Origin of the sequence: Paenibacillus haidiansis (assembly GCF_036553665.1) — a bacterium.
Classification (GTDB): domain Bacteria; phylum Bacillota; class Bacilli; order Paenibacillales; family Paenibacillaceae; genus Fontibacillus; species Fontibacillus haidiansis.
Window position 1 is genome coordinate 105,142 of the sequence record NZ_JAZHPZ010000013.1, and the last position, 22,448, is coordinate 127,589.

Annotated in this window: 14 protein-coding genes; 5 read left to right on the forward strand and 9 right to left on the reverse strand. The window is 54.7% G+C overall.

Going from position 1 to position 22,448, the window contains the following annotated elements; translation table 11 throughout:
* Positions 1-73 precede the first annotated feature (73 nt).
* A complete protein-coding gene (locus V3851_RS20785; protein WP_331848481.1) occupies positions 74-1,459 on the forward strand; it encodes an MBOAT family O-acyltransferase in 1,386 nt (461 codons plus the stop codon).
* Positions 1,460-1,513: 54 nt separating this feature from the next.
* Positions 1,514-2,932, forward strand: coding sequence for a copper amine oxidase N-terminal domain-containing protein (locus V3851_RS20790; protein ID WP_331848482.1), 1,419 nt, complete (start codon positions 1,514-1,516; stop codon positions 2,930-2,932).
* Positions 2,933-3,565: 633 nt separating this feature from the next.
* On the opposite strand, the gene V3851_RS20795 is transcribed toward V3851_RS20790, so the two are convergent.
* The 3 genes from V3851_RS20795 to V3851_RS20805 form a co-directional block, all read right to left on the reverse strand.
* Positions 3,566-4,324, reverse strand: coding sequence for a Crp/Fnr family transcriptional regulator (locus V3851_RS20795; RefSeq protein ID WP_331848483.1), 759 nt, complete (start codon positions 4,322-4,324; stop codon positions 3,566-3,568).
* Between the two features lie 29 nt (positions 4,325-4,353).
* Positions 4,354-6,663 carry a nitric-oxide reductase large subunit gene (locus V3851_RS20800; RefSeq protein WP_331848484.1) on the reverse strand — a complete coding sequence of 770 codons (2,310 nt, stop codon included), beginning with the start codon at positions 6,661-6,663 and terminating at the stop codon, positions 4,354-4,356.
* A 129-nt stretch (positions 6,664-6,792) separates the two neighbouring features.
* Positions 6,793-7,770: a Gfo/Idh/MocA family protein gene (locus V3851_RS20805; protein ID WP_331848485.1), complete on the reverse strand. Its 978-nt coding sequence runs from the start codon at positions 7,768-7,770 to the stop codon at positions 6,793-6,795.
* A gap of 213 nt (positions 7,771-7,983) precedes the next feature.
* Between V3851_RS20805 and V3851_RS20810 the strand changes: the two genes are divergently transcribed.
* Together V3851_RS20810 and gdhA are read left to right on the forward strand one after the other, a co-directional pair.
* On the forward strand, positions 7,984-8,643 hold the full coding sequence (locus V3851_RS20810) for a nitroreductase family protein (RefSeq protein ID WP_331848486.1): 660 nt from the start codon (positions 7,984-7,986) through the stop codon (positions 8,641-8,643).
* 215 nt (positions 8,644-8,858) lie between these two features.
* Positions 8,859-10,235 (forward strand): NADP-specific glutamate dehydrogenase, encoded by a 1,377-nt coding sequence (gene gdhA, locus V3851_RS20815; RefSeq protein WP_331848487.1) that lies wholly within the window; start codon positions 8,859-8,861, stop codon positions 10,233-10,235.
* A 110-nt stretch (positions 10,236-10,345) separates the two neighbouring features.
* On the opposite strand, the gene V3851_RS20820 is transcribed toward gdhA, so the two are convergent.
* Both V3851_RS20820 and V3851_RS20825 read right to left on the reverse strand, forming a co-directional pair.
* Positions 10,346-11,524 carry an NAD(P)/FAD-dependent oxidoreductase gene (locus V3851_RS20820; protein ID WP_331848488.1) on the reverse strand — a complete coding sequence of 393 codons (1,179 nt, stop codon included), beginning with the start codon at positions 11,522-11,524 and terminating at the stop codon, positions 10,346-10,348.
* Between the two features lie 55 nt (positions 11,525-11,579).
* Complete coding sequence (locus V3851_RS20825; protein WP_331848489.1) at positions 11,580-12,023, reverse strand: DUF1641 domain-containing protein; 444 nt, start codon at positions 12,021-12,023, stop codon at positions 11,580-11,582.
* 661 nt (positions 12,024-12,684) lie between these two features.
* Here V3851_RS20825 and V3851_RS20830 point away from each other — a divergent pair.
* Positions 12,685-16,023, forward strand: coding sequence for a X2-like carbohydrate binding domain-containing protein (locus V3851_RS20830; RefSeq protein WP_331848490.1), 3,339 nt, complete (start codon positions 12,685-12,687; stop codon positions 16,021-16,023).
* Between the two features lie 387 nt (positions 16,024-16,410).
* Here the strand turns inward: V3851_RS20830 and cydC are convergent, their stop codons facing one another.
* The 4 genes from cydC to V3851_RS20850 are packed head-to-tail and all read right to left on the reverse strand — an operon-like array spanning position 16,411 to position 22,313.
* Positions 16,411-18,174, reverse strand: a complete 1,764-nt coding sequence (gene cydC / locus V3851_RS20835; protein ID WP_331848491.1) for a thiol reductant ABC exporter subunit CydC — start codon at positions 18,172-18,174, stop codon at positions 16,411-16,413.
* Positions 18,174-19,907 carry a thiol reductant ABC exporter subunit CydD gene (gene cydD / locus V3851_RS20840; RefSeq protein WP_331848492.1) on the reverse strand — a complete coding sequence of 578 codons (1,734 nt, stop codon included), beginning with the start codon at positions 19,905-19,907 and terminating at the stop codon, positions 18,174-18,176. The genes cydC and cydD overlap by 1 nt, the downstream gene beginning before the upstream one ends.
* Positions 19,907-20,923, reverse strand: coding sequence for a cytochrome d ubiquinol oxidase subunit II (cydB, locus tag V3851_RS20845; protein WP_331848493.1), 1,017 nt, complete (start codon positions 20,921-20,923; stop codon positions 19,907-19,909). The genes cydD and cydB overlap by 1 nt, the downstream gene beginning before the upstream one ends.
* The gene (locus V3851_RS20850; protein WP_331848494.1) at positions 20,910-22,313 is read right to left on the reverse strand and encodes a cytochrome ubiquinol oxidase subunit I; all 1,404 of its coding nucleotides are present in this window, start codon (positions 22,311-22,313) and stop codon (positions 20,910-20,912) included. The genes cydB and V3851_RS20850 overlap by 14 nt, the downstream gene beginning before the upstream one ends.
* Between the last annotated feature and the right edge of the window lie 135 nt (positions 22,314-22,448).

A 22,448-nucleotide genomic window follows, 5' to 3' on the forward strand; every position in this document is an offset into this window, starting at 1 on the left:
ATTATTGCCATCTGGGTTATGATCATATTATTTGGATACTATTTTTATTCTAAACAAAAGCGGGGTACAAAGGTTGCTGTTTAACTCTTACGAATTCATTTTTGCTTTCTGGCCCGTCACATTTGTCGTCTACTTTCTGCTGAACCGCTTCACCAAGCCCGTTGCCGGCAAATTATGGCTGGCTTTGGCCTCTCTGTTCTTCTATTCCTGGTGGAGCATCAAATCGCTGCCGCTCATTCTTGCTTCGATCGCCTTCAACTATATTATGGGGCGGGCGATCAGCCATGCCGATAAATCCCGATCTACCCGTAAGCTGCTGCTCGCCGCGGCGATCGTCGGGGATGTGGCTCTGCTCGGCTACTATAAATATGCCGATTTCTTTATCACGAACGTTAATGAACTGTTTTCCGCCCAGTTGCAATTGCTGCATCTCGCTCTGCCGCTGGGGATCAGCTTCTTTACGTTTACGCAAATCGCCTATCTGGTCGACGCCTACCGCGGTTCGGCCAAAGAGTACAGCATCGTCAATTATGTGCTGTTCGTTACCTTTTATCCTCACCTGATCGCCGGTCCGATTCTCCATCACAAAGAGATGATGCCGCAATTCGACCGGACCCGCAGTAAGCGGATCATCCCGGGCAATGTCGCCAGAGGGCTGTTCATTTTTTGCATCGGTCTGTTCAAAAAGGTGGTCATCGCCGACACGCTGGCCCCGATCGCCACGCAAGGCTTCGATGTCTCGACCCATTTAGGCTTCGTGGAAGCCTGGAGCACTTCGCTGGCCTACACGATGCAGTTGTATTTCGATTTCAGCGGTTATTCCGACATGGCTATCGGGATCGCCCTGCTGTTCAATATCAAGCTGCCGGTCAACTTTAACTCTCCTTACAAAGCGGTCAGCATCAAGGACTTCTGGGCCCGCTGGCATATGACGCTGAGCCGGTTTCTGAAGGATTATATCTACATCCCGCTGGGCGGGAACCGCAAAGGCCAGTTCCGCACTTATTTCAATCTCGTGGCTACGTTTGTTATCGGCGGATTTTGGCACGGCGCCGGCTGGACCTTTATTATCTGGGGCCTGATGCACGGAGCCGCCCAGGTCATTCAGCGGTTATGGCAAAAGACCGGGGTTAAGCTGCCGCGCTGGTTCGCCTGGTTCATCACTTTCATGTTCATCAATTTCACCTGGATTTTCTTCCGCGCCAAAACCTTCGAGGACGCCGTCAAAGTGCTGCGCGGCATGTTCAATATCGGCGAGATCCATGTGTCGATGACGCTGCTGGGACAGGTGCTGCTCATTGCCGCCTCGTTCTTCGTCGCGGTATTCGCACGCAACTCGATGGAAATGAAGCAGCGGTTCCGCCCGAATCTCAAATACGCCGCGTTTATCGCGTTCCTGTTTGTATTCTCGGTGCTCTATTTCAACCAAGTCAGCGAATTCTTGTACTTTACCTTCTAAAGCATGTAAAGAAGTTATACTACTATCAAGAAAGTAAGAAAGAGAGGTCTCCTCTTGAAGAACATACGATTTGTGATCTCGTTCCTCGTTTTTATCGTGCTGTTCGGCGCGATCGTCGGAACGTTCGTCTATGCCGTCGACCCTCTTCAGCAATACCGTAAAGCGTCTTATACGCCTCTGTTTTCGGGGCAGCAGCGCTATCAAAACCCGGGGCTGGCCAAGAATTACAGCTATGACATGGTGATTATCGGCAGTTCCATGACGGAAAACTTTCTTCCCTCGGAGGTCGGAGAAATCTTCGGCGGCCATGTGCTGAAGCTGTCCACGGAAGGCTCCACGGCGCTGGAACAGCGGATGATCGCCGATGTCGCCGTCGGTACCGAGCAGGTCAAGAAGGTGCTCTGGGGGCTCGATTACTTCTCCCTCCGCGAGAACAGCGTAAGGGACGAGGCGTCTTTTCCGTTTTACTTATACGATAACAACAAGCTTAACGACTATAAATACATTTTCAATGTCTCGAATGTGAAGCAGGCTTTCGGCGCCATGCTTCTGCCGAAGGACAAGTACCCCCAATTCCGCGATTTGGAGAAGCTGAACAATTGGGGAGATTCCGCCGTTTACGGCGCGGAGCCGGTGCTGATGAAATGGAAGGAAGCCTGGCTGTCGGAACAAACCACAGCGGAAAACGAGCCGTCGCTCGATGTGGTCAAGCAGCGCTTCCAGGATAATATTCTAAGTCTGGTCAAGGCCCACCCGGAAATCGAATTTATTTTCTATTATCCACCTTACTCCGTTATCCGCCAGCAGGTCTGGTACAGCCTTAATCCGGAGCGGTTCGCCAACCAGCTCGCCATGAAAACGTACATGTACGAGCAATTCAGCGCTTTCGACAATGTCAGCGTCTACGACTTCCAAAGCGACAGCTCCATTACCTACGATCTCGGCGTGTACAAAGATCTGTCGCACCATTCGGCGGAGGTCAATTCGCTGATCGCGCAGGAAATCGCCGCAGGAACGAATAAGGTGACCGGGGATAATGTGGAGCAATTCAACAGCGAGTTACAGCAGCAGGTGCAAAGCCTCGTCATCAACGAGAACGGCCCCGTCTTCTCGCTCTCGTTGACGGTTGACGGACAGCCGGCGCCATTCAGTCAAATCCCGACCACGGCCAAGGATCAGGTGCGCGTACCGCTTAAGGATTTCGCGCTCGGCATCGGCGCGGAATTCAGCTACGACGCCGCCGCCAAAAAAGCCGTTCTGACCCGGGGCGACAAGGAGCTCGTCATTAACGTCAACGACCCGCTGGCCAGTCTGAACGGCGAAGCGGTCGAACTGGACACGCAGGCCGTTATCGTGAAGGACCGATTGGTCGGACCGGTGGTTCAGATGACCCGGCTGTTGGGCGGGGAAGTTACGATCACGGAGCCGAATGGAGACCCTCATTTCGTGAATTACGATCTGTCATTTCATTAAATGAAACGCCGCATTGCGTTGAAATTGTGCGTAATGCGTATATAAGCAGAAGCAGCGCCCGGTTGGGCGCTGCTTTTTTTGCATGGAGCTTGGAATGAGACTGTGTGTATGAAGCGGGCAAATAGGTATGGAGAGAGATAGACTACAGGTGGGCATCAGTCCCATGGCGGCTAGAGCAACTAATGCCGGATAGCGAGCTAGTTGGGTGCGGATAGCGTAACTCATATAGGATAGCGAACTGTTGGCGCATGAAGTAACTGATGCCTGATAGCGAACGAAAGTTGGATGTGGATAGAGTAACTTATATACGATAGCGCAACTAACAGATGTGCAAGGAGTAACGGAAGCGGTTTGGCCGGAGCTCCGCAATCGGCGAGGCGCGCCGATCCGTGAGTCGGACGGCGGTCCGGACCAAAACTGCAAAAGTGCAGTTATTTCCCCGCCAGAACCGTGTAATAAGCGAAATTCCTGCGAATGTGCAGGTTTTTCGCGCAATTTCCCCGGGTCACCGGGGAAAGGCGAAAAATAACTGCACAATTGCAGGAATCGCTTTACTCCCATATTCACTTGGCTGAAAAACTGCACTTTTGCAGGAATATACCGGCATAAGGTGCCGTGAGAGGAGCGCTTAAGTCAGAACCGGGCCGGGACGCCCAATTCCGCCTCCCGGCGCATCAGCTCGCGGCAATGCGGGCAGTTCTCTTTCACGCAAACCTTCGCTTTCAAAGCCAGCAGATCTTTGACGATAAAGCCTTTGCGGCTGAACATGAGGATGCCTTCCTTGCGCAAGCCGGTCAGCAGGCGGCTGACCGATTCCCGCGTAAAGCCGATCGTGCTTGCCAGCTCCTGATGGGTCATGGGGACCGGAATCCATACCTCGCCTTCGCGCTCGACGCCGAAATGTTCAGCCAGCTGAATCAGGTAAGCGATGCCCCGGTCCTCCACGCTCCGCTGGTTGAAACGCAGCAGCTTATCCTGCAGTTCGCGAATTTTCCCGCTCATTAGGCCCATCATTTTATAGGCGAATCCCGATGAAGACAGAAACATCCCCTCCAGAAATTTGACCGGCACCGACAGAAGCTGGGTCTCCACTACGGTCACGGCAGTGGCGGGATGGACGTCCTCGTCGAACCGGCAGGTGAGCGGGAACACTTCCCCGGACTTGAGGATCGAGAAGATTTGCTCATTGCCTTTTTCGTCGGTCCGAAACGTCTTCACCAGACCCTGGAGGATGAAGTAGACGGCCTCCACTTCCTCCCCCTCCCGGATCACCGCCGTCCGCTTCGGCAATAAGCGCGTTATCGCCGCACCGCACAGCTTCTCCGCCTCTCCGTCGTCCAATTCGCGGAATAAAGGAATGAAACGGCGGAGCGTCTCAACGGACATTTCCATGCAAACACTCCCTTTCAGGCTTAAGCCTGTTATTCAAACACTTCTTCCTCTTTCACATTCGGCTTGCGCAGGTGGAACATCGAACGGATGGCTACATAGACGAGCGGGAAAATGCCGAGCACGATGAAGACCGTATCCGGAATCATCCGCAGCCACAGCAGCAGGTTGACTGTCCCGTCCTGATAGAACGAGTAATCCCGCGCCGACCAGAACCCGAAATCAAAAGATTGCTTAAGCTGCATGAAACCGACGGGAAGCAGCGTAACGACGATCATCCCGACCAAGCCGATATTCAAGCCCCAACAAGAGAGGCGCAGCAGCTTGTCGTTCCATGCCTCCGGTTTGACGATATTTCTCAGCGTGTAAAGGAGTACGGCGATCGCGAACATCCCGTAAACGCCCATCATCGAACCGTGCGCATGCGCCGTCGTCAGCGTCGAGCCGTGTTCAAAATAGCTGACCGCCGGAAGGTTGATCAGGTAACCGAGTACGCCCGCACCGACCAAATTCCAAATTGCCGTGGAAATCAGGAACCGGAAGGAAGAAGCGTAAGGGAAGTCATGCCCCCCGTCCCTCATTACTTTGTATTGATCATAGGCTTCCAGGATCAACAGCGTGAGCGGAATAACCTCCAGGGCCGAGAAGACGGCGCCAAGAGCGATCCAGATTTCCGCCGAACCGTTGTAATAGTAATGGTGTCCAATCCCGATAACCCCGCTGCCGAGCAGCAAAATCAATTGGAACAACAGCGAGCGTACGGTGGAATCCTTGGTCACCAGCTTCATGCGGACCATCAGGAAGCCGATGACAACGACCGCGAATACTTCAAAGATCCCCTCCACCCACAGATGGATAATCCACCAGCGCCAGTAGTCCGCATAGGTGAACGAAGTCGACGGACTAAAGAAGAAGGCGAAAATGTAAAAGAACGGAACGGCAATAGCCGAGTAAAACAACAGGTGCGTCAGGCCGCCCCGGTCGGTTTCCTTTCGCAACGCGGAACGGATCGCCCGGAATACGATATAGAGCCAGATCGCCATCCCGATGACGAGCAGTACCTGCCAGAAGCGGCCGAGCTCCAGGTATTCCCAGCCTTGGTGTCCGAGCCAGAACCACAGGTTGCCGAGATAGCCTTTGACGCCAAGCCATTGGCCGACTGTGCTGCCCACGGTAAGGAACACGAGCGCCCAAAACAGGATGTCGACCAGGAGACCCTGACGCTTCGGTTCTTTGCCGCCGACGAGCGGAGCGACATAAATCCCCATCCCGAGCCAGGCCGTCGCAATCCAGAGAATGGCTAACTGTAGGTGGTACGATTTGGCAATATTAAACGGTATCAGGTCTACGACCCAATCCAGTCCGAAGAAGCTGTTCGGCTCCGTGTAATAGTGGGCCAACAGCCCGCCGATGACCGCCTGAACCAGGAAGAGCAAAATTACGATCAGGAAGAATTTGCCCGCTTTCACCTGGCTGATCGTCACCGGCATTTTATGCAAATCCAGCACCGGGAATTTCCCCGGCTCATAGGCTTCGTGCATATGCAATTTGTAGCGGTTGTAAACATACAGAATCAGGCCGAGGATAAGAATCAACAGCGTCATGCTGACCCCGCTCCACAGCATCGCGGAATAAGACATCGTATTGCCCGCGTCTTCGAAATAAGGCCAGTTGTTGGTATAGGTGATCGTATCGCCCGGGCGCTGGGTCCCGGACAGCCAGGCCGTCCAGAAGAAGAAGTCGGCGATCTGCTCGCGCATATCCCCCGGCGCCACGTAGGCCCGGTTATTTTCCGGCATCGAGTCGTCGCGGATCAAATTCGGCCTGATGCCGAGCCCGTCGCCTTCGGTGAATACTTTATCGTAAAAGGCGCGCACCCGTTTCAAGCCCTCCGCCTGACCATCGGTCAGCACCAGGGTCTTGGTCCCTTTCTCGTAACGGTTCTGCTTCATCTCCTGTTTGACCTGCTCAAAAATGACGGTCCGCTGCTCTTCGCTCAACTCGGCGTAAGGTTTGCCGTAGCTTGCCTGAGCGTTTACGTCGTGCATCGCGTCGGTCACGATTTTGAGCGATTGCGCCGTGTAGTCGGGCCCAAGATAAGAGCCGTGCCCCAGCACGGTGGCATAGTCCATCAGACCGTATTTCTGGAATACCGCCTGCCCTCCGGTAATCCGCTCCTGCGTCGTCAGCACGTTCCCTTGGCCGTCTACGACTTCAAGCGGTGTCGGCGCCTTTGTCTTAAAGATCCAGAAGCCGCCGGCGATCAATATCGTGAAGCTAATTAAAAGGGTGAATATAAGCACACCCTTCAAAAATGAGTTCTGAGCCTTGTTCCCTTTCATTAAGGAACCTCCCCCTTCCTTTCAATAAGTCAAGGATAAGATTCCTGCCGAAAGAGAATTGTGATTGCAATTACAAATCTAAAATTCGGTACAATTCACTTCAAAAATCATCACAATTTATTCAAATTTTTAATTTTCAATTTGGACGGGCTTGCCGGAAGCGGCCGACTCCAGCGCCGCACAAGTAACGCGCTGCGTTCTTACGGCATCCGCATAGCTGGAGAGAATCCCGGAGCTGTCGCCCGTCCGGAGCGCATGGATAAAGGCTTCGCTTTCCTTCATATAGGGATTGTCGTTCATAGTATAAGTATTCTTCTCTTCCGCCCCGGTGATTTCCAGACGATCCGGGTTCCAGCCAAGTATCCCCTTGTCGGTGTACAGGCTAAGCCCCACTTCGCCGACGCCGCCCGGCAATACGCAAGTATTGGAGATATTGGCGATAGCTCCGCTTTTCAGCTTGAGAGTAACGGTGCCCACGTCGGGGACGGAGACATTTTCAAACCGGTTGTGCACCACGCGGTTGGCATAAGACGCATATACTTCCTCCACCTCGCCCGCGGTATAGCGAAGCAGGTCGACGATATGGGTCGTTTGCTCGATAAACTGTCCGCCCGAGCCCTCCTGTCTTCTCCACCAGGAAACCTGCGGCATGTCGCCCATCCAGGCGCCGAGCGCCATTCCGATAACCCGCCCTTCCAAGGCTTCCTTCAGCTTTTGAATCGAAGCTTTATAGCGGAAATGATAACCGACCGAGTGAATCAGCGGCTTTTGTTCCAGGCGGTTCAAAATTTCAAGCGGCGTGCTCAGCTCCGCGGCCAGCGGCTTTTCCACCAGAAACGGGACTCCCCGCTCGATGAGCTCGGCCTCGATTTCGCCGTGAGCCATCGGCGGAACGCAGAGATAAACGGCATCCAGTTTCGTTCCGTCCAGCATGTCCTTCAGTGTGGCAAAGCCGCGGGCACCGGGATAACGCTCCGCGAGCGACTCCGCTTTCGCCAGGCTTGTCCCGCTGACGGCCGCGACCCGCACTCCGTCCATCCCCGCCAAAATGTCGCCGTGCACCTTGCTGAACCAGCCTGTGCCTACAATTCCGATGTTCAAATCCATTTGAATTCGCCTCCTGAAGTTTTAATTGTATTGTATTTACCCGTTCCTCTATATCCGCATTTCGTGTTGATTGTTCTCCTTAAGCCTAGCGGTTATTTACCCCGATCTCAAGGGACAACTAACGCAAAAAACTGTAGTTGAAATACGTACAGTTAGATAATATACTGTGTTTACCAAAATATGATCATTAAATAAAGAGGAGGAGTTGGATTTATGAGTGTGAATGAGACCGCAACTCTGAATTTGAACGATTTCTATACTGTGCTGCGCGAACGGCATTCCGTGCGCGCCTATGACCCGGACGTTAAAATTTCCAAAGAGGAACTCGGCGAGATGCTGGAGTTGGCCACTTCCGCGCCGTCTTCTTCCAATCTGCAGCCGTGGCGCTTTCTCGTGATCGATGACCAAAAGTTAAAGGAAGAGCTGTATCCGATCGCCAATAACCAGCAGCAAGTCCTCGACGCCTCCGCCGTTATCGCCGTACTGGGCGACCTGAAATCGTTCGAGCAAGCCGAGAACATATACTCCAGCACCGTAAAGGCGGGCTTTATGGACGAAGCGACGAAGACCGCCTTTGTCGAGCGGCTGAATAAAGGATACGGCGGCATGGGACCGGAGAAGCTGCATCAAGTCAATCTGCTGGACGCCGGTTTGGTGTCCATGCAATTTATGCTGGTCGCCAAAGCCAAAGGCTATGACACCGTACCGATGGGCGGCTTTAACCCCGATAAATTCTCGGAAGCTTATAACCTGCCCGATACATTGAAGCCGCTTCTGCTGATCGCTGTCGGCAAAGCCGCCAAGCCGGCTCGCAGTACGGTTCGTTTGCCGCTGGAGCAAATTACGTATTGGAATAAAGTCGAGAAGAAATAACTCTCGCTTCCCGCGGGAATAATCGAATGAAAGAAGCGCATACTTAAAGACGCCGTGAGGCGTCTTTTTATATTTATACGGGTCATAGCAAATTTTTATCAACTTCATCACAATAAAGCGTTGAATAAATATTACATCAATATTACAATGTAAGTTAGAAAAATCGTGAAAGAGACAAAAATCATATTGTTGCATTTATGAAAGGTGGAGAAACCATGGCAATTACAACTCAAACCAGCGAGCTTCAGGCAGCACAGCAATACGTGAATGAGGTTTATGAAACCGTCAAAAAACGCAATCCCGGAGAAACCGAATTTCACCAAGCGGTCAAAGAAATTCTCGACTCGCTTATCCCTGTTTTCGCCAAGGAGCCGAAGTACCGGAAACAAGCGATTCTGGAAAGAATCGTAGAGCCGGAAAGATTGATCACCTTCCGCGTGCCATGGCTCGACGATCAAGGAAACGTACAAGTCAACCGCGGCTTCCGCGTCCAATTCAACAGCGCGATCGGTCCTTATAAAGGCGGCCTTCGCTTCCACCCTTCCGTCAATGCCAGCATCATCAAATTCCTCGGATTTGAACAAATCTTCAAAAATTCCTTGACCGGACTTCCGATCGGCGGCGGCAAGGGCGGCTCCGATTTCGATCCCAAAGGAAAATCCGATAACGAAGTGATGAGATTTACGCAAAGCTTCATGAGCGAGCTCTACAAATACATCGGTCCCGACACCGACGTGCCTGCCGGCGATATCGGCGTGGGCGCCAGAGAAATCGGCTACATGTTCGGCCAGTACAAGCGCCTGCGCGGCGGAAACGAAGCCGGGGTATTGACCGGTAAAGGGCTTACCTATGGCGGTAGCTTGACTCGTACCGAAGCCACCGGTTACGGACTGGTTTATTTTGTCGACGAAATGCTGAAAACGAAGGGCGAAAGCTTTGCGGGCAAAACGGTCGTCGTCTCCGGCTCGGGCAATGTGGCGATTTACGCGATCGAAAAGGCCCAGCAGCTTGGCGCCAAAGTGGTGGCCTGCAGCGATTCGGGCGGCTATATCTACGATAAGAACGGCATAGATTTGGCAACCGTAAAACGTCTGAAAGAAGAGGAAAGAAAACGGATCAAGGAGTACGTCAGCGAGCATCCTTCCGCCGAATATCATGAAGGCTGCGACGATATTTGGAGCATTCCTTGCGATATCGCGCTCCCTTGCGCCACGCAAAATGAAATCGACGAAGCGTCGGCCAAGAAGCTCGTGGCCAACGGCGTAAAATTCGTCGCCGAAGGCGCCAACATGCCTTCCACTTTGGAAGCCATTGAAGTGTACCTGCAAAATGACGTGTATTTCGGACCGGCCAAGGCCGCCAATGCCGGCGGAGTCGCCGTATCGGCCCTGGAAATGGCGCAAAACAGCGCAAGATTGGCCTGGTCCTTCGAAGAAGTTGACGCCAAGCTGAAGAATATTATGCAGAACATTTACAATAACAGCGTCAATGCCGCCGAGGAGTACGGCCATGCCGGAAACCTCGTCGTCGGCTCCAACATCGCCGGCTTCCTGAAAGTGGCCGATACGATGATCGCCCACGGCGTTGTATAATAATACACTTAGATCGAAATCGATATTAAAAAGAGCCTTCACCCCGGATCGGATGAACGATCCAAGGGTGAAGGCTCTTTTCGTATCGTATAAGGCGCAGGCTTCTTGAATTAATAAGCCAAAGCGTCAAGTGCCTTGATGTGGGACAAGTAACGGATGTTGCTGGCTTCCTTCATCAAGGTTGCAGGCAGTCCGCGCAGCTCGGTGTTGTTGGCGCCGACCGTGGCTACCGCATCTTTGCGGCCCAGGCTGGCCAGCGTACCGGAGTTGACCGGATGGAACTCTTCCATATGCTGGCCCGTGAGGTAAGCATACAGATTGTAACCGATCAGCTCGCCCATCTGCCAAGCGTTTTGGGCGGTCGGAGCGTACGGACGGCCGTCCGGTCCGAAGGATACCGCGCTGTCGCCGGCGACGAATACGTCTTTATGCGAAGCGGATTGCAGGAATTCGTTGACCGTGGCGCGGCCGCGGTTGACTTCCAGACCCGATTCTCCGACAAGCGGATGACCTTGCACGCCGCCGGTCCAAACGAAGGTGTTGGCCACGATCTTTTGTCCGTCCTTCAGGTCGATCGTATTACCTTCGACATTGGTTACAGGCAGCCCGGTCAGGAATTTCACGCCGCGTTTCTCCAGGCTAGCCGTGGCGCGCTCGATCAGGACATCCGGCAGAACCGGCAGAATCTTAGGTCCTGCTTCCACAAGCAGCAATTTAATTTCGGATTGGTCGATGCCGTGTTTTCTGGTCAATTCAGGCAGCTTGTCGGCGATTTCCCCGACCAGCTCAACCCCGGTCAAACCGCCGCCGCCGATAAGGATTGTAGCGTCCGCCGGATTTTTGGATTTGGCGTATTCCGCGATTTTCTCTTCGATATGACGGTGGATGCGGTTGGCATCGTCGGCCGATTTCAACACCATGCTGTGCTGCTCCAGTCCCGGAATACCAAAGTAAGCGGTGATACTGCCGAGAGCTACAACCAGCGCATCGTACGAGAGCTTCGTACCGTCGGACAGCTTCACTTCTTTACTGTCAACCGAGAAATTCTCTACTTTGGCGATGCGAAGATCGATATCTTTGCCCTTGAACAGCTTATCCAGCGGCAAAGCCACCGCGCGTTCGGAAATGCTGCCCGCCGCGAGACGATGCAGCTCGGTAATGATCTGATGGGTAGGATACTGGTTGACTACGGTAACCCGCGCTTCTTCCTTGCTCATGTATTTCCGAACGTTCAAAGCGCTCAGTACTCCGCCGTAACCGGCACCCAGGATAACAATATGTTTAGACATAGTAATTCTCCGTCCTCCGTTCTAACAAATTGAGTTAATAGTTCAGTACAAATTCTTACTTGCGGCCGTTCTTTTCATTCGCAACTTGAAGATAGGCATTTACGAAACGGAACAGCTTCTGTGCTTCCGGATCCTTGAGCATTTTAAGCAAACCAAAAAGGCCGATCACTTCCTGGCTGGCTTCGGCGCGGTCTTTCGCCTCGATTACGTTGGCCGCCAAGTGCTTGACTTTATCTTTAACCGGACCCGCCATCTCCGAGATGGCCCCGACCATATCGCTTTTGAAAGTTTCGTCCGTAGCCATCGATTTGGCGAAATCATACGAATTCGTCAACACATTGACGAGCTCCGTCAATTTGGGAAGCTGCTGTACGAGGACGGTCAAGGATTCCTGAACCTCGGGTTTGAGCAGTTGATCGACAATATCCTTTTGAGCATTGCCGTTGGCCGAAACATTCGTTTCTTGAACAGAATTTGTTTCTGTGATCGAATCTGACATACCAATTCTCCTTTGCAATAAGCCTTAATAATGCTTGAATTTTGGGGTATCCGGGGCCCCAATCCCCCTTTCAGCTCTCATGTCTAGTGAAAATTTGAACAATTAAGCTTTGAACAACCCAACAACAATTGTAACATATTTTCCACAAAAATAGTCATCAGGTTTTAACATTCTTAAAGTAACTTGTGAAGTTGCTCATAGTTTAACCTGTTGGGTCAATTGTATTCGGCTGCAGTCGTGCTTTTTGATTATTTACCCGTCCTTTCCGTATTTTAAAACTAGCCTTACTATCCGCTCATTTTTTGGCTGATTATGAATGATTTTTTACAATTAATTGTTTATATTGACTAAATTTCTAAATTAAGGTAGTCTATGAACGAATGTTCATGGGACATGCTTCCGTTTCAATCATATAATTCCTCCCTCTTCGACTATTCTTCTTCGGATCCCGATCTCTCGTTTTAGCAATCGAAACCGCAAAATAGATTTTACCCTGCCCAAATCGTTATTTGAATGCGCTTCCAAATTACCCCAACAACTTTTAAAGGTGGTGATGCCCGCAGCACGCTAATGCCAGCCGAACGGAATATTACATGATATGCTTCAGCCGTAATTCCTGATTAGCCGGACTTATTCAATCAATTCATTGGGAGGTTTTTGTGTGACAAGAAAAAAGAGCTTGAAAGGACTCTATCTTCTGCTTCTTTCCGTTCTTATCGCAGGGACGGCCTTTACCGGTCTGCCGGACAAGGCCGAAGCCGCAAGCACCGAAAACTATGAATGGAACAAGGTCGTGACGGGCGGCGGCGGCGGCTTTGTGCCGGGTATCATTTTCAACGAATCGGAACCGAACCTGATCTATGCACGGACGGATATCGGCGGCGCTTACCGCTGGAATCCGGACGATAACAGTTGGATTCAACTCCTGGACTGGGTCGGCATGGACGAATGGAGCAAGACGGGGGTGGATGCGCTGGCTACCGATCCGGTGGATCCCGACAGACTCTACCTGGCCGTGGGGACTTACACCAATAGCTGGGATCCGCATAACGGAAGCATTTTGCGTTCTACCGACCGCGGCGAAACCTGGCAGGAAGCGTCCCTCCCCTTCAAGGTTGGCGGGAATATGCCCGGACGATCGATGGGAGAGCGCCTCGCCATCGACCCCAACAAGAACAGCGTCTTATATTTCGGAGCCCGCAGCGGCAACGGATTATGGAAAAGCGCCGATTATGGCGCCACTTGGAGTAAAGTAACCAGCTTCCCTAATCCGGGGACTTATGTGGAAAATCCCGATAACGAATACCAAAGCGATATCGTGGGTCTGGCCTGGATCACCTTCGATCCATCGACCGGAACATCGGGACAAGCTACTCAAACGATTTATGTCGGTGTCGCCGACAAAAATGAAAGCGTATACCGCAGCACCGACGGCGGCGTCACCTGGTCGGCCGTGCCGGGGCAACCGACAGGTTACCTCCCGCATCACGGCGTCCTGTCCGACAACGGCCATCTTTACATTTCCTACAGCGACGGCTGCGGCCCGTACGACGGCACCAAGGGCGATGTCTGGAAATTCAATACGACGACCGGCGTATGGACCAATATCAGCCCCATACCTTCCAGCAGCAGCGACAATTATTTCGGATACGGCGGTCTGGCGGTAGACGCTCAGCATCCGAATACGATTATGGTCGCCTCGCTGAATTCCTGGTGGCCGGATGCGATCATTTTCCGCAGCACCGACGGCGGGGCTACTTGGACCCGGATTTGGGACTTTGACGGTTATCCGGGCCGGACCTTCCGGTATACGCAGGATATTTCGGCAGCTCCATGGCTCGATTTCGAAGACCAGCCTACCCTGCCCGAAATTACGCCCAAGCTCGGCTGGATGATCGGCGATCTGGAGATCGACCCGTTCAATTCCGACCGGATGATGTACGGAACAGGGGCCACGATTTACGGCACGAACAACCTTACGGACTGGGATGACGGCAACAAAATCAATCTGACCGTCATGGCCAAAGGGATCGAGGAAACCTCGGTCGCCGAGCTGCTAAGCCCTCCGTCAGGAGCGCATCTCCTCAGCGGGCTGCTCGATGTTACCGGCTTCCGTCATGACGATCTGACTCAGGCGCCGGCCAAAATGTTTACCAATCCGAACAATACGACGGATCTCGACTATGCCGAGCTTGATCCCGCCTTCATTGCCCGGGTGGGCAAACCGGATAGATCCAAGTACCCTAACGCCAAAGCGATCGGCTTCTCCCGGGACGGCGGCTCCAACTGGTATGAGGGCAATAGTGAGCCATCCGGCACGACGGGCGGCGGTGAAGTCGCCTTGTCCGCCAGCGGCAACGCCCTGCTGTGGAGCACTTCGGACGTGGGCGTGTATTACTCCACGAACGGCGGCAATTCCTGGACCGCCAGCACCGGGGTTCCGGCGGGAGCCAAAATCGCCTCCGACCGCGTCAACTCCAGCAAATTTTACGCCTGGTCGGCCGGTAAATTCTATGTGAGTACCAATAGCGGCGCATCCTTTACCCAAACGGCGGCAACCGGGCTTCCGACCGAAGGGGACCTGGAGTTCAAAGCCGTTCCCGGTATCGAGGGCGATATCTGGCTGGCCGGCGGCAGCAGCAACAGCGGAGTATACGGCCTTTGGCACTCGACGGATTCCGGCGCTTCCTTTACCCGCCTAGCCAATGTGCAGGAAGCGAACGTAATCGGCTTCGGCAAGGCCGCCGAAGGCAGCAATTATATGGCGCTCTACACCAGCGCCAAAATCGACGGCGTACGGGGCATTTTCCGCTCCGACAACGCGGGGGCAAGCTGGATCAGAATCAACGACGACCAGCATCAATACGCTTCGACCAACATGGCGATCACCGGTGACCCGAGAATTTTCGGGCGGGTCTATGTCGGCACAAACGGGCTCGGCATCGTGTATGGCGACACTTTGGCCGAACCGGTGCCGAGCAGCACGATCTCGCCCACTGCGGCCGTCTTTGACAAGAAGGCCGGCAACCAAGCCGATATTCCGGTCACCTTGACGCTGAACGGCAATACGCTGGCCGCCATCAAAAACGGCGGAACGGCCTTGACCGCTGGGACGGACTACACCGTTTCCGGCTCCACCGTTACCCTGCTCAGCAGCTACCTTGCGGCCCGGCCGACCGGAACGCTCAGCCTGACGTTCCAATTCAGCGCCGGAGCCGACGCCGTCCTGACGGTGACCATCAACGACAGCTCCGTCGCGGGGTCGGAAATATCCCCAACGACCGCCACCTTTGACAAGAAGGCCGAAAACCAGGCCGATATCCCGGTCGCCTTGACGCTGAACGGCAATACTCTATCGGCCATTTTGAGCGGCGGAACAGCCTTGACGGAAGGGACCGACTACACCGTTTCCGGCTCTACCGTCACTCTGCTCAGCGATTATCTTGCGGCTCAGCCGACCGGAGCGCTCGATCTGACCTTCCAGTTCAGCGCCGGGCCTTCCCGGGTGCTCCACCTGACGATCGTGGATACGACCTCCGCACCGGCGGGAGACCTCCAGGTGCAAATGTTCAACGGCACGCTGCAATCGGCTTCCAATACGATCAGCCCGCGGATCAAGCTGACCAATACGGGCACGGAGGCAATCTCGCTGAGCGATGTAAAGCTTCGCTACTATTACACCGTTGACGGCGATAAGGCGCAAAACTTCTTCTGCGACTGGACCCAGGTCGGCAGCGCCAATGTGACCGGCGCGTTCGTCAAACTGCCGACCGCCGTAACGGGGGCCGACTATTACGCCGAGTTCGGCTTTACTTCCGCCGCCGGAAGCCTGGCCGCCGGACAGAGCATTGATCTGCAAATCCGCATTTCCAAAGCGGATTGGAGCAATTATTCGCAAAGCGACGATTATTCCTTCAACGCCAGTTCCACATCGTATACGGATGCTCCGAAGGTGACCGGGTATGTTGCCGGCACGCTGGTATGGGGAATCGAGCCATAAGCTATAAGCCAAAACTGTACGGATGGGCGGCCCGGTACGTAAGATAAAGCGGATAAGGGAGAATGTCCATGCAAAAACGGTTAGGCGCTCGGGAGGTTTCCCGTGCCTAACCGTTTTCTTATCGGCTTTCTGATCATACTAACTGGAAAATATACAGTTAATTTGAGCAGAACCGGATCGCCGCCTTAATTAACTGGAAAACATGCAGGTAATTTAGCCGATTTCAGGCCTATGTGGCTTATTTCAAAGATTTAACTGGAGGTTTTCCAGTTAAATCTTCTTTTTACTCGATTTAGGCTGAAATAACTGTAGGTTTTACAGTTATTTTGCGTGAAGGAAGCTATACGAACTTCGAACTTCGGACTTCGGGCTTCGAATCCTTCAGCCTTAGCCTTCCGGCCGGTCCAAAGCGTACAAATTCCGGTATCTTGGCTCGCGCTCCATCAGTTCTTCATGAGTGCCGCGCATCAGGATGCGGCCGTGCTCCATGAAGATGACTTCGTCCATCTCTTCCACAAAGGCGAGATGATGGGTGACCCAGATGAGCGTCTTGCCGGCGGTCGACCGGAATATGGCCGACATCAGCTCGCGTTCGGTGCGCGGGTCGAGCCCCACGGCCGGCTCGTCGAGAATGAGCACCGGCGTGTCTTGCAGCAGCACGCGCGCCAGCGCCACGCGCTGCCGCTCCCCGCCGGAGAAGCGCTGGCCCGTCTCCCGCATCGGCGTGTCCAGGCCCTGCGGCAGCTCAGCGATCAAGCCGCCGAGCTGGGCCCGCTCCGCCGCGCGGGCGATCTCCTCCATCTCCGCGTCCGGCCGGCCCAGCCGGATATTGTTCGCCACCGTCGTGTCGAACAAATGCGGGCTCTGGTTCAGCACGGAGATGATCCGCGGGATGGCGTCATCGCCGTAGGCGGCGGACGGCAGGCCATTGATGGTGACCGCGCCCTCCGTAGGGGCGATGGCCCCCTGGATCAGCTTCAGCAGCGTGGACTTGCCCGCCCCGCTGCGGCCGATCACCGCCACCCGCTTGCCCTGCGGGATGTCCAGCGTCACGCCGTCGACGGAGTTCCCGTCTCCGGCGCCGTAGGCGAAGCGCACCGCCTCAAGCCGCAGGTGCGCGCTGACGGCGGCGGCGCTGGCCGCCTCCGATGACACGGCTGCCGGCCGTGTCGCCGCTCCCGCCTCATCCCGGCCCCCGGCGGAAATCCGCTCCAGCCGGTTCAGCGACTCCCGGTATTCAGGAAGGCGCTGAACCGCCTCGGAGACCGGGAGGAACGCGTCGGAGAGCGGAAAGACCACCAGCGCGAAGGCGGCGATCAGCGTCGCGTCGAGTTGGCCGGCAGCCACCTGGGTGCCGGACCAGTAGATCATCGACACGACCGCAATGCCGACGACGAGCTGGCCGATCACCCCTCTCCAGCGGGCCCATGCTTTCAGTTTACGCTCTTTTCGCATGACGGCCGCTTCATCCCGTTCATACTCGCTGAGGAAGTCGGCCGCTCGCCCGCTGATCACCCAATCCCCTATGCCCATAACCGCGTCGGTCAGCTTCCGGTAAAGCCCGTTCCGCTCCCGCTTTACTTCGGTTTCCACCTTACGGGTCAGCCGGAGCGAAACATACGGCAGCACCGCGACCAGGATCAGAATGTACAAAGCGATCAGCAGCGCAAAGGTCCAATCGAAAAATCCGAGCGCGATCACCGCCGCGGCATACAGTACCAGCGCGATCAGGCTGGGAAATACCGTGCGGATGTATACGTTCTGCAGTTGCTCAATGTCGTCGGCCAGCGCACCGAGAATGTCTCCGGTCCGGTAACGGGAACGGATGAACAGCGCCTGCGGTTCGAGAATGCGATACAGACGCACCCGCATTTTGGACAGAATCCGCAGCACCGCATCATGGCCGACCAGCCGCTCCACATAGTGGATGACGGCGCGGCCGATGCCGAACGCCCGCACGCCGACAATCGGCACATAAACGAGCAGGACATTGTAAGGCATGGTCGCCGATTTGGAAATCAGAAAGCCGGAGGTGAACATAAGCATCGACGCCGCCAGCAGCGTAAGCACGCCGAGGATCAGGTAAAGCGCAAACCGGCCGCTGTATATACGAAAATATGGAGCGATCCACCGCTCTTCCCGTCCGTTCATCACAATCCCTCCCGCTGCATTACCGCCAATTGATAATAGGCTCCCTTGCCCGCCATCAGTTCTTCATGCGTACCCGTCTCAACCACCCGGCCCTGATCCATGACGATAATCTCGTCCATATCGCGCATCCAGTGGAGGCGATGGGTCGCCAGAATGACGAGCTTGCCCGCAAACAGCGGCAGCATCGTCTCCTTCAGCCCATACTCCGTTTCGATATCGAGATGCGCGGTCGGCTCGTCGAGCAGGAGGATCGGCCGCTCGCCGAGCAGCGCCCGGGCCAGCGCCACGCGCTGCTCCTGACCGCCGCTGAGCGGTCTGCCCCCGCCGCCGATCGGCTCGTCCAGCCCGCCGGGCAGGTCCGCGATCAGCGCACCGAGCCCCGCCGCCTCCGCCGCCCGCTCCACTTCGGCCCGCGCGGCGTCCGGTTTGTTGAAGGCGATATTATCCGCCAGCGAACCGCTGAAAATATAAGGCTTCTGCGGGATGTACGTAATCTGATTCCGCCAGCCCGCCGGGCTCAAATCCCCCAGCACCGTCCCGTTCAGCTCGACGCTTCCCGAAGTCGGGCGCAGGAAGCCGCCCAGCACATCGATCAGCGTCGATTTGCCCGCGCCGCTCTCACCGATAATACCGATCTTTCGCATTCCCCCGAACGTCAGATTGACCTCCTGCACGGATGGCCTCCCCTCCTGTTCATGGATCACGCCCACTTCATGCAGCTTAAGCGAGCTGTCCGGCGTCCACTCGAACACGGCTCCCGCCGGAACCGGCGCCGCCTTGGCCGCCTCTTTCTCGGCTTCGCCGATAATGGCTCTCATCGCCGCGCCCGCTTCTTTGCCGTCGAGTGTCGCATGAAAATCCGCGCCGACCATGCGCACGGGCAGGAAATATTCCGGCGCCAGGATCAGCACCGTCAGCGCGGGCAGCAGCTCGATCTTCCCGTTAATCAGCGGAAGCCCAAGGCTTACCGCCACGGAAGCGACGGACAGCATCGTGAAGAAATCGAGCGCGAACGATGACAGGAATGCCACGCGCAGCGTCTTCATCGTCGCGGAGCGGTAGGAATCGCTGACCCGTTCGATGGAACGGATGTGACCCTTGCTGCGTCCCAGAAATTTCAGCGTTTCCAGCCCGCGCAGCGAGTCGACGAAATGATTCGACAGCGTGCGGTACGTCTGCAATTGGCGCTCCGTCTGCTTCCGCGCCGCCAAACCGATCAGGATCATAAAGACGATCAGGATCGGCATCGTCACGACGAGGATAATTCCGGAAGTCGTATTCAGCATAAAAACATAGATCAGTACAAGCACCGGGGTAATCCCCGTCGCCAGCATGCGGGGCAGGAATAATTCCAGATAATTGCGGAATTTCGTCACTCCCTCCAGCACGAGGGTGACGAGATTGCCGGTGCCCTCCTGCCCGGCAAAACGCGGTCCCAGCTCAAACAGCTTGGACAGCACCTGCTTCCGCAGCTCCAATCCGGTCCGCTCGGCAAAGCGGTACGCCGTCTTTTGCATCAGCATGCCGCTGATCTGCCGGACCATAAAAGCAAGCAGGAACAAGCCGACCCCGCCGGCTTGTTCCTGCAGCTTGGCGCCGGCAAACAGGGCGGAGATGACCTCCGCCAGCCATTTTGCCTGCCATAGGATGGCGATTGTTTGAATCAAGGTCAAGCCGGCCATGATGACGAGCACCGGCTTGATGCCTTTGGTTTTCAAAAGTTCGCGGTCCATCAGTATTCCAAATGCTCCTTTTCGTGAACGCGTTTATGGAAAACAAAGTAGCTCCAAATCTGATATCCCAACACAAACGGGAGCAAGGTCAGGGCTACGATCGTCATGACTTTCAGCGAGTAATGGCCGGAAGCCGCGTTGTGAATCGTAAGCGAGAATGTCTCGCTGATCGAGCTGACCATGACCCGCGGGAACAGCCCGACGAAGACGGAGGAGATCGAGAGCGCGATCAGCGCGCCGGTCATTCCGAAAGCCCAGCCGTCTCTGTGCTTGGACATGAACATGCCCGCGAGCAGGAAGCAGGCCACGCCGACAACGGCCAGCAAGACCAGAGCCAGGCCGCGCACCTTGAACACGTCCGTTTGGAAATAAGTCATCACGCCGAAAATCACAAACAGTGCCGCGAGCGGAATCATCAGTTTGCGGGCCAGCTTGCGCGCCCGTTCCTGCAGACTTCCCGTCGTCCGCAACGAAGCGAACATCAGTCCGTGTACAAGGCAGAGAACGACGACCGTAATGCCGCCTACCAAGGTATAGAGATTTACCATATCGAACAAGCCGGCCTTCATTTCCATATCGCCGTCGATCGGCAGGCCTTTCATCAAGCCGGAGAAAACAACGCCGAGCAGGAACGGCGGCAGCAGGCTGCCGAGGAAAATCGCGACATCCCATGTGCCCTTCCATTTCCCGTTCGCCACCTTGCCGCGGAATTCAAACGCCACCCCGCGCGCAATCAGCGCGAGCAGGAGTACGACAAGCGGGGTATAATACCCGCTGAACATCGTTGCATACCAGTTCGGGAAGGCGGCGAACATCGCGCCGCCCGCGGTGAGCAGCCATACTTCGTTGGCATCCCAGAACGGGCCGATCGAGTTGATCAGCACACGGCGCTCCATATCATTCTTAGCCAGAAAACGCGTGCTCATGCCGACCCCGAAATCGAAGCCCTCGAGGAAGAAGAAACCGATAAACAAGACGGCCACAAGCACAAACCAAAGCTCATTAAGAGACAGCATGGTATCCCTCCTTACCGTATGGATCCGTCGATTTGTCGTCCGTGTGGTTTTCGGCATACGGGCCTTTCTTGATCGTTTTCACGAACAGGTAAACCATCACGATCGCCAGAGCGGTATAAATTGCGCAGTAAGCGATCAGGGAGAACAATAATTGTCCCGAGGTTACGCTCGGCGACACGCTGTCCTTCGTCTGCATCAGACCGAATACGGTCCATGGCTGACGGCCGAATTCCGTCATTACCCAACCCGCCGTATTGGCGATGAACGGAAGCGAAATCCCCCACAGCATCAAGCGGTAATACCATTTATTCGGCCGCTCCAGCTTTTTGCGCCAAGCCAGATATACGCCGTACATGCCGAGCAGAATCATCAAGCATCCGGCCGCGACCATAATCCGGAAGCTCCAGAAGGTCGTTTTTACCGGAGGAATATAATCGCCGGGCCCGTAAGTTTGCTCGTACTCCGCCTGCAACTCATTCATCCCTTTGACTTCGCCGGAAAATTGGCTGTAGGACAAAAAGCTGAGCAAATACGGAATTTTAATCTCAAAATTGTTCTTTCCATTATCCGTATCGATATGGGCATAAACCGTCCAAGGAGCGGGGTCGCCGCTCTTGCCCCAAAGTCCTTCCGCCGCCGCCATTTTCATCGGCTGGGTTTTCACCAGGTATTGCGACTGCTGATGACCGGCCAGCGCGGTGCCGAACGATGCGACAAGGCCGATAATGACCGCGATCGTAAACGATTTTTTGAAGAACTGAACATCTTGCTTGCGCAGCATTTTATACGCGCTGATCCCCGTAATCATGAATGCGCCGGTAGCAAAGGCCCCCAGTACAGTGTGCGGGAATTCCACCCACAATTGGCCGTTGCCGATCAAAGCAAAGAAGTCGTTCATTTCCGCCCGTCCGTTGTTGATCGTGTAGCCAACCGGTCTTTGCATAAAGGAGTTGGCGGCCAGAATCCAGAATGCCGATACCGTCGTTCCCAGCGCCACCAGCCAGATGCAAATCATGTGCACCTTTTTGGACAACCGGTCCCAGCCAAAGATCCACAGGCCGATAAAGGTGGATTCCATAAAGAAGGCGAACAAAGCCTCCACCGCCAGCGGGGCACCGAACACGTCACCTACAAACCGCGAGTAATCCGACCAGTTCATCCCGAACTGGAACTCCTGAATGATCCCGGTGACAACGCCCACGGCAAAGTTGATGAGGAACAATTTCCCCCAGAACTTCGCCATCCGCTTGTATTCCTCTTTGCCTTTGACGACATACATCGTCTCCATGATCGCGATCAGCAGAACGAGACCGATGGACAGAGGAACGAAGAAAAAGTGAAAAATCGTCGTCGCCGCAAATTGAAGTCTTGCCAGCACTAACGCTTCCATAATTCTTACCCCTACTTTCTCCAATCAATATTAATTCTTATCTAATGTGAATTCTATCACGGAAAAATGAAGATACACGGTGAAAAAGTAATAATTTTGTGACAAGAATCACATGACGAATGTCACATTTGTGAA

Coding starts and splice junctions, on each gene's coding strand:
- V3851_RS20795 (WP_331848483.1), bottom strand. CDS start 4,324: ATGGAAATGTCCGTTGAGACGCTCCGCCGTTTCATTCCTTTATTCCGC.
- V3851_RS20800 (WP_331848484.1), bottom strand. CDS start 6,663: ATGAAAGGGAACAAGGCTCAGAACTCATTTTTGAAGGGTGTGCTTATA.
- V3851_RS20805 (WP_331848485.1), bottom strand. CDS start 7,770: ATGGATTTGAACATCGGAATTGTAGGCACAGGCTGGTTCAGCAAGGTG.
- V3851_RS20810 (WP_331848486.1), top strand. CDS start 7,984: ATGAGTGTGAATGAGACCGCAACTCTGAATTTGAACGATTTCTATACT.
- gdhA (WP_331848487.1), top strand. CDS start 8,859: ATGGCAATTACAACTCAAACCAGCGAGCTTCAGGCAGCACAGCAATAC.
- V3851_RS20820 (WP_331848488.1), bottom strand. CDS start 11,524: ATGTCTAAACATATTGTTATCCTGGGTGCCGGTTACGGCGGAGTACTG.
- V3851_RS20825 (WP_331848489.1), bottom strand. CDS start 12,023: ATGTCAGATTCGATCACAGAAACAAATTCTGTTCAAGAAACGAATGTT.
- cydC (WP_331848491.1), bottom strand. CDS start 18,174: ATGAACGGACGGGAAGAGCGGTGGATCGCTCCATATTTTCGTATATAC.
- cydD (WP_331848492.1), bottom strand. CDS start 19,907: ATGGACCGCGAACTTTTGAAAACCAAAGGCATCAAGCCGGTGCTCGTC.
- cydB (WP_331848493.1), bottom strand. CDS start 20,923: ATGCTGTCTCTTAATGAGCTTTGGTTTGTGCTTGTGGCCGTCTTGTTT.
- V3851_RS20850 (WP_331848494.1), bottom strand. CDS start 22,313: ATGGAAGCGTTAGTGCTGGCAAGACTTCAATTTGCGGCGACGACGATT.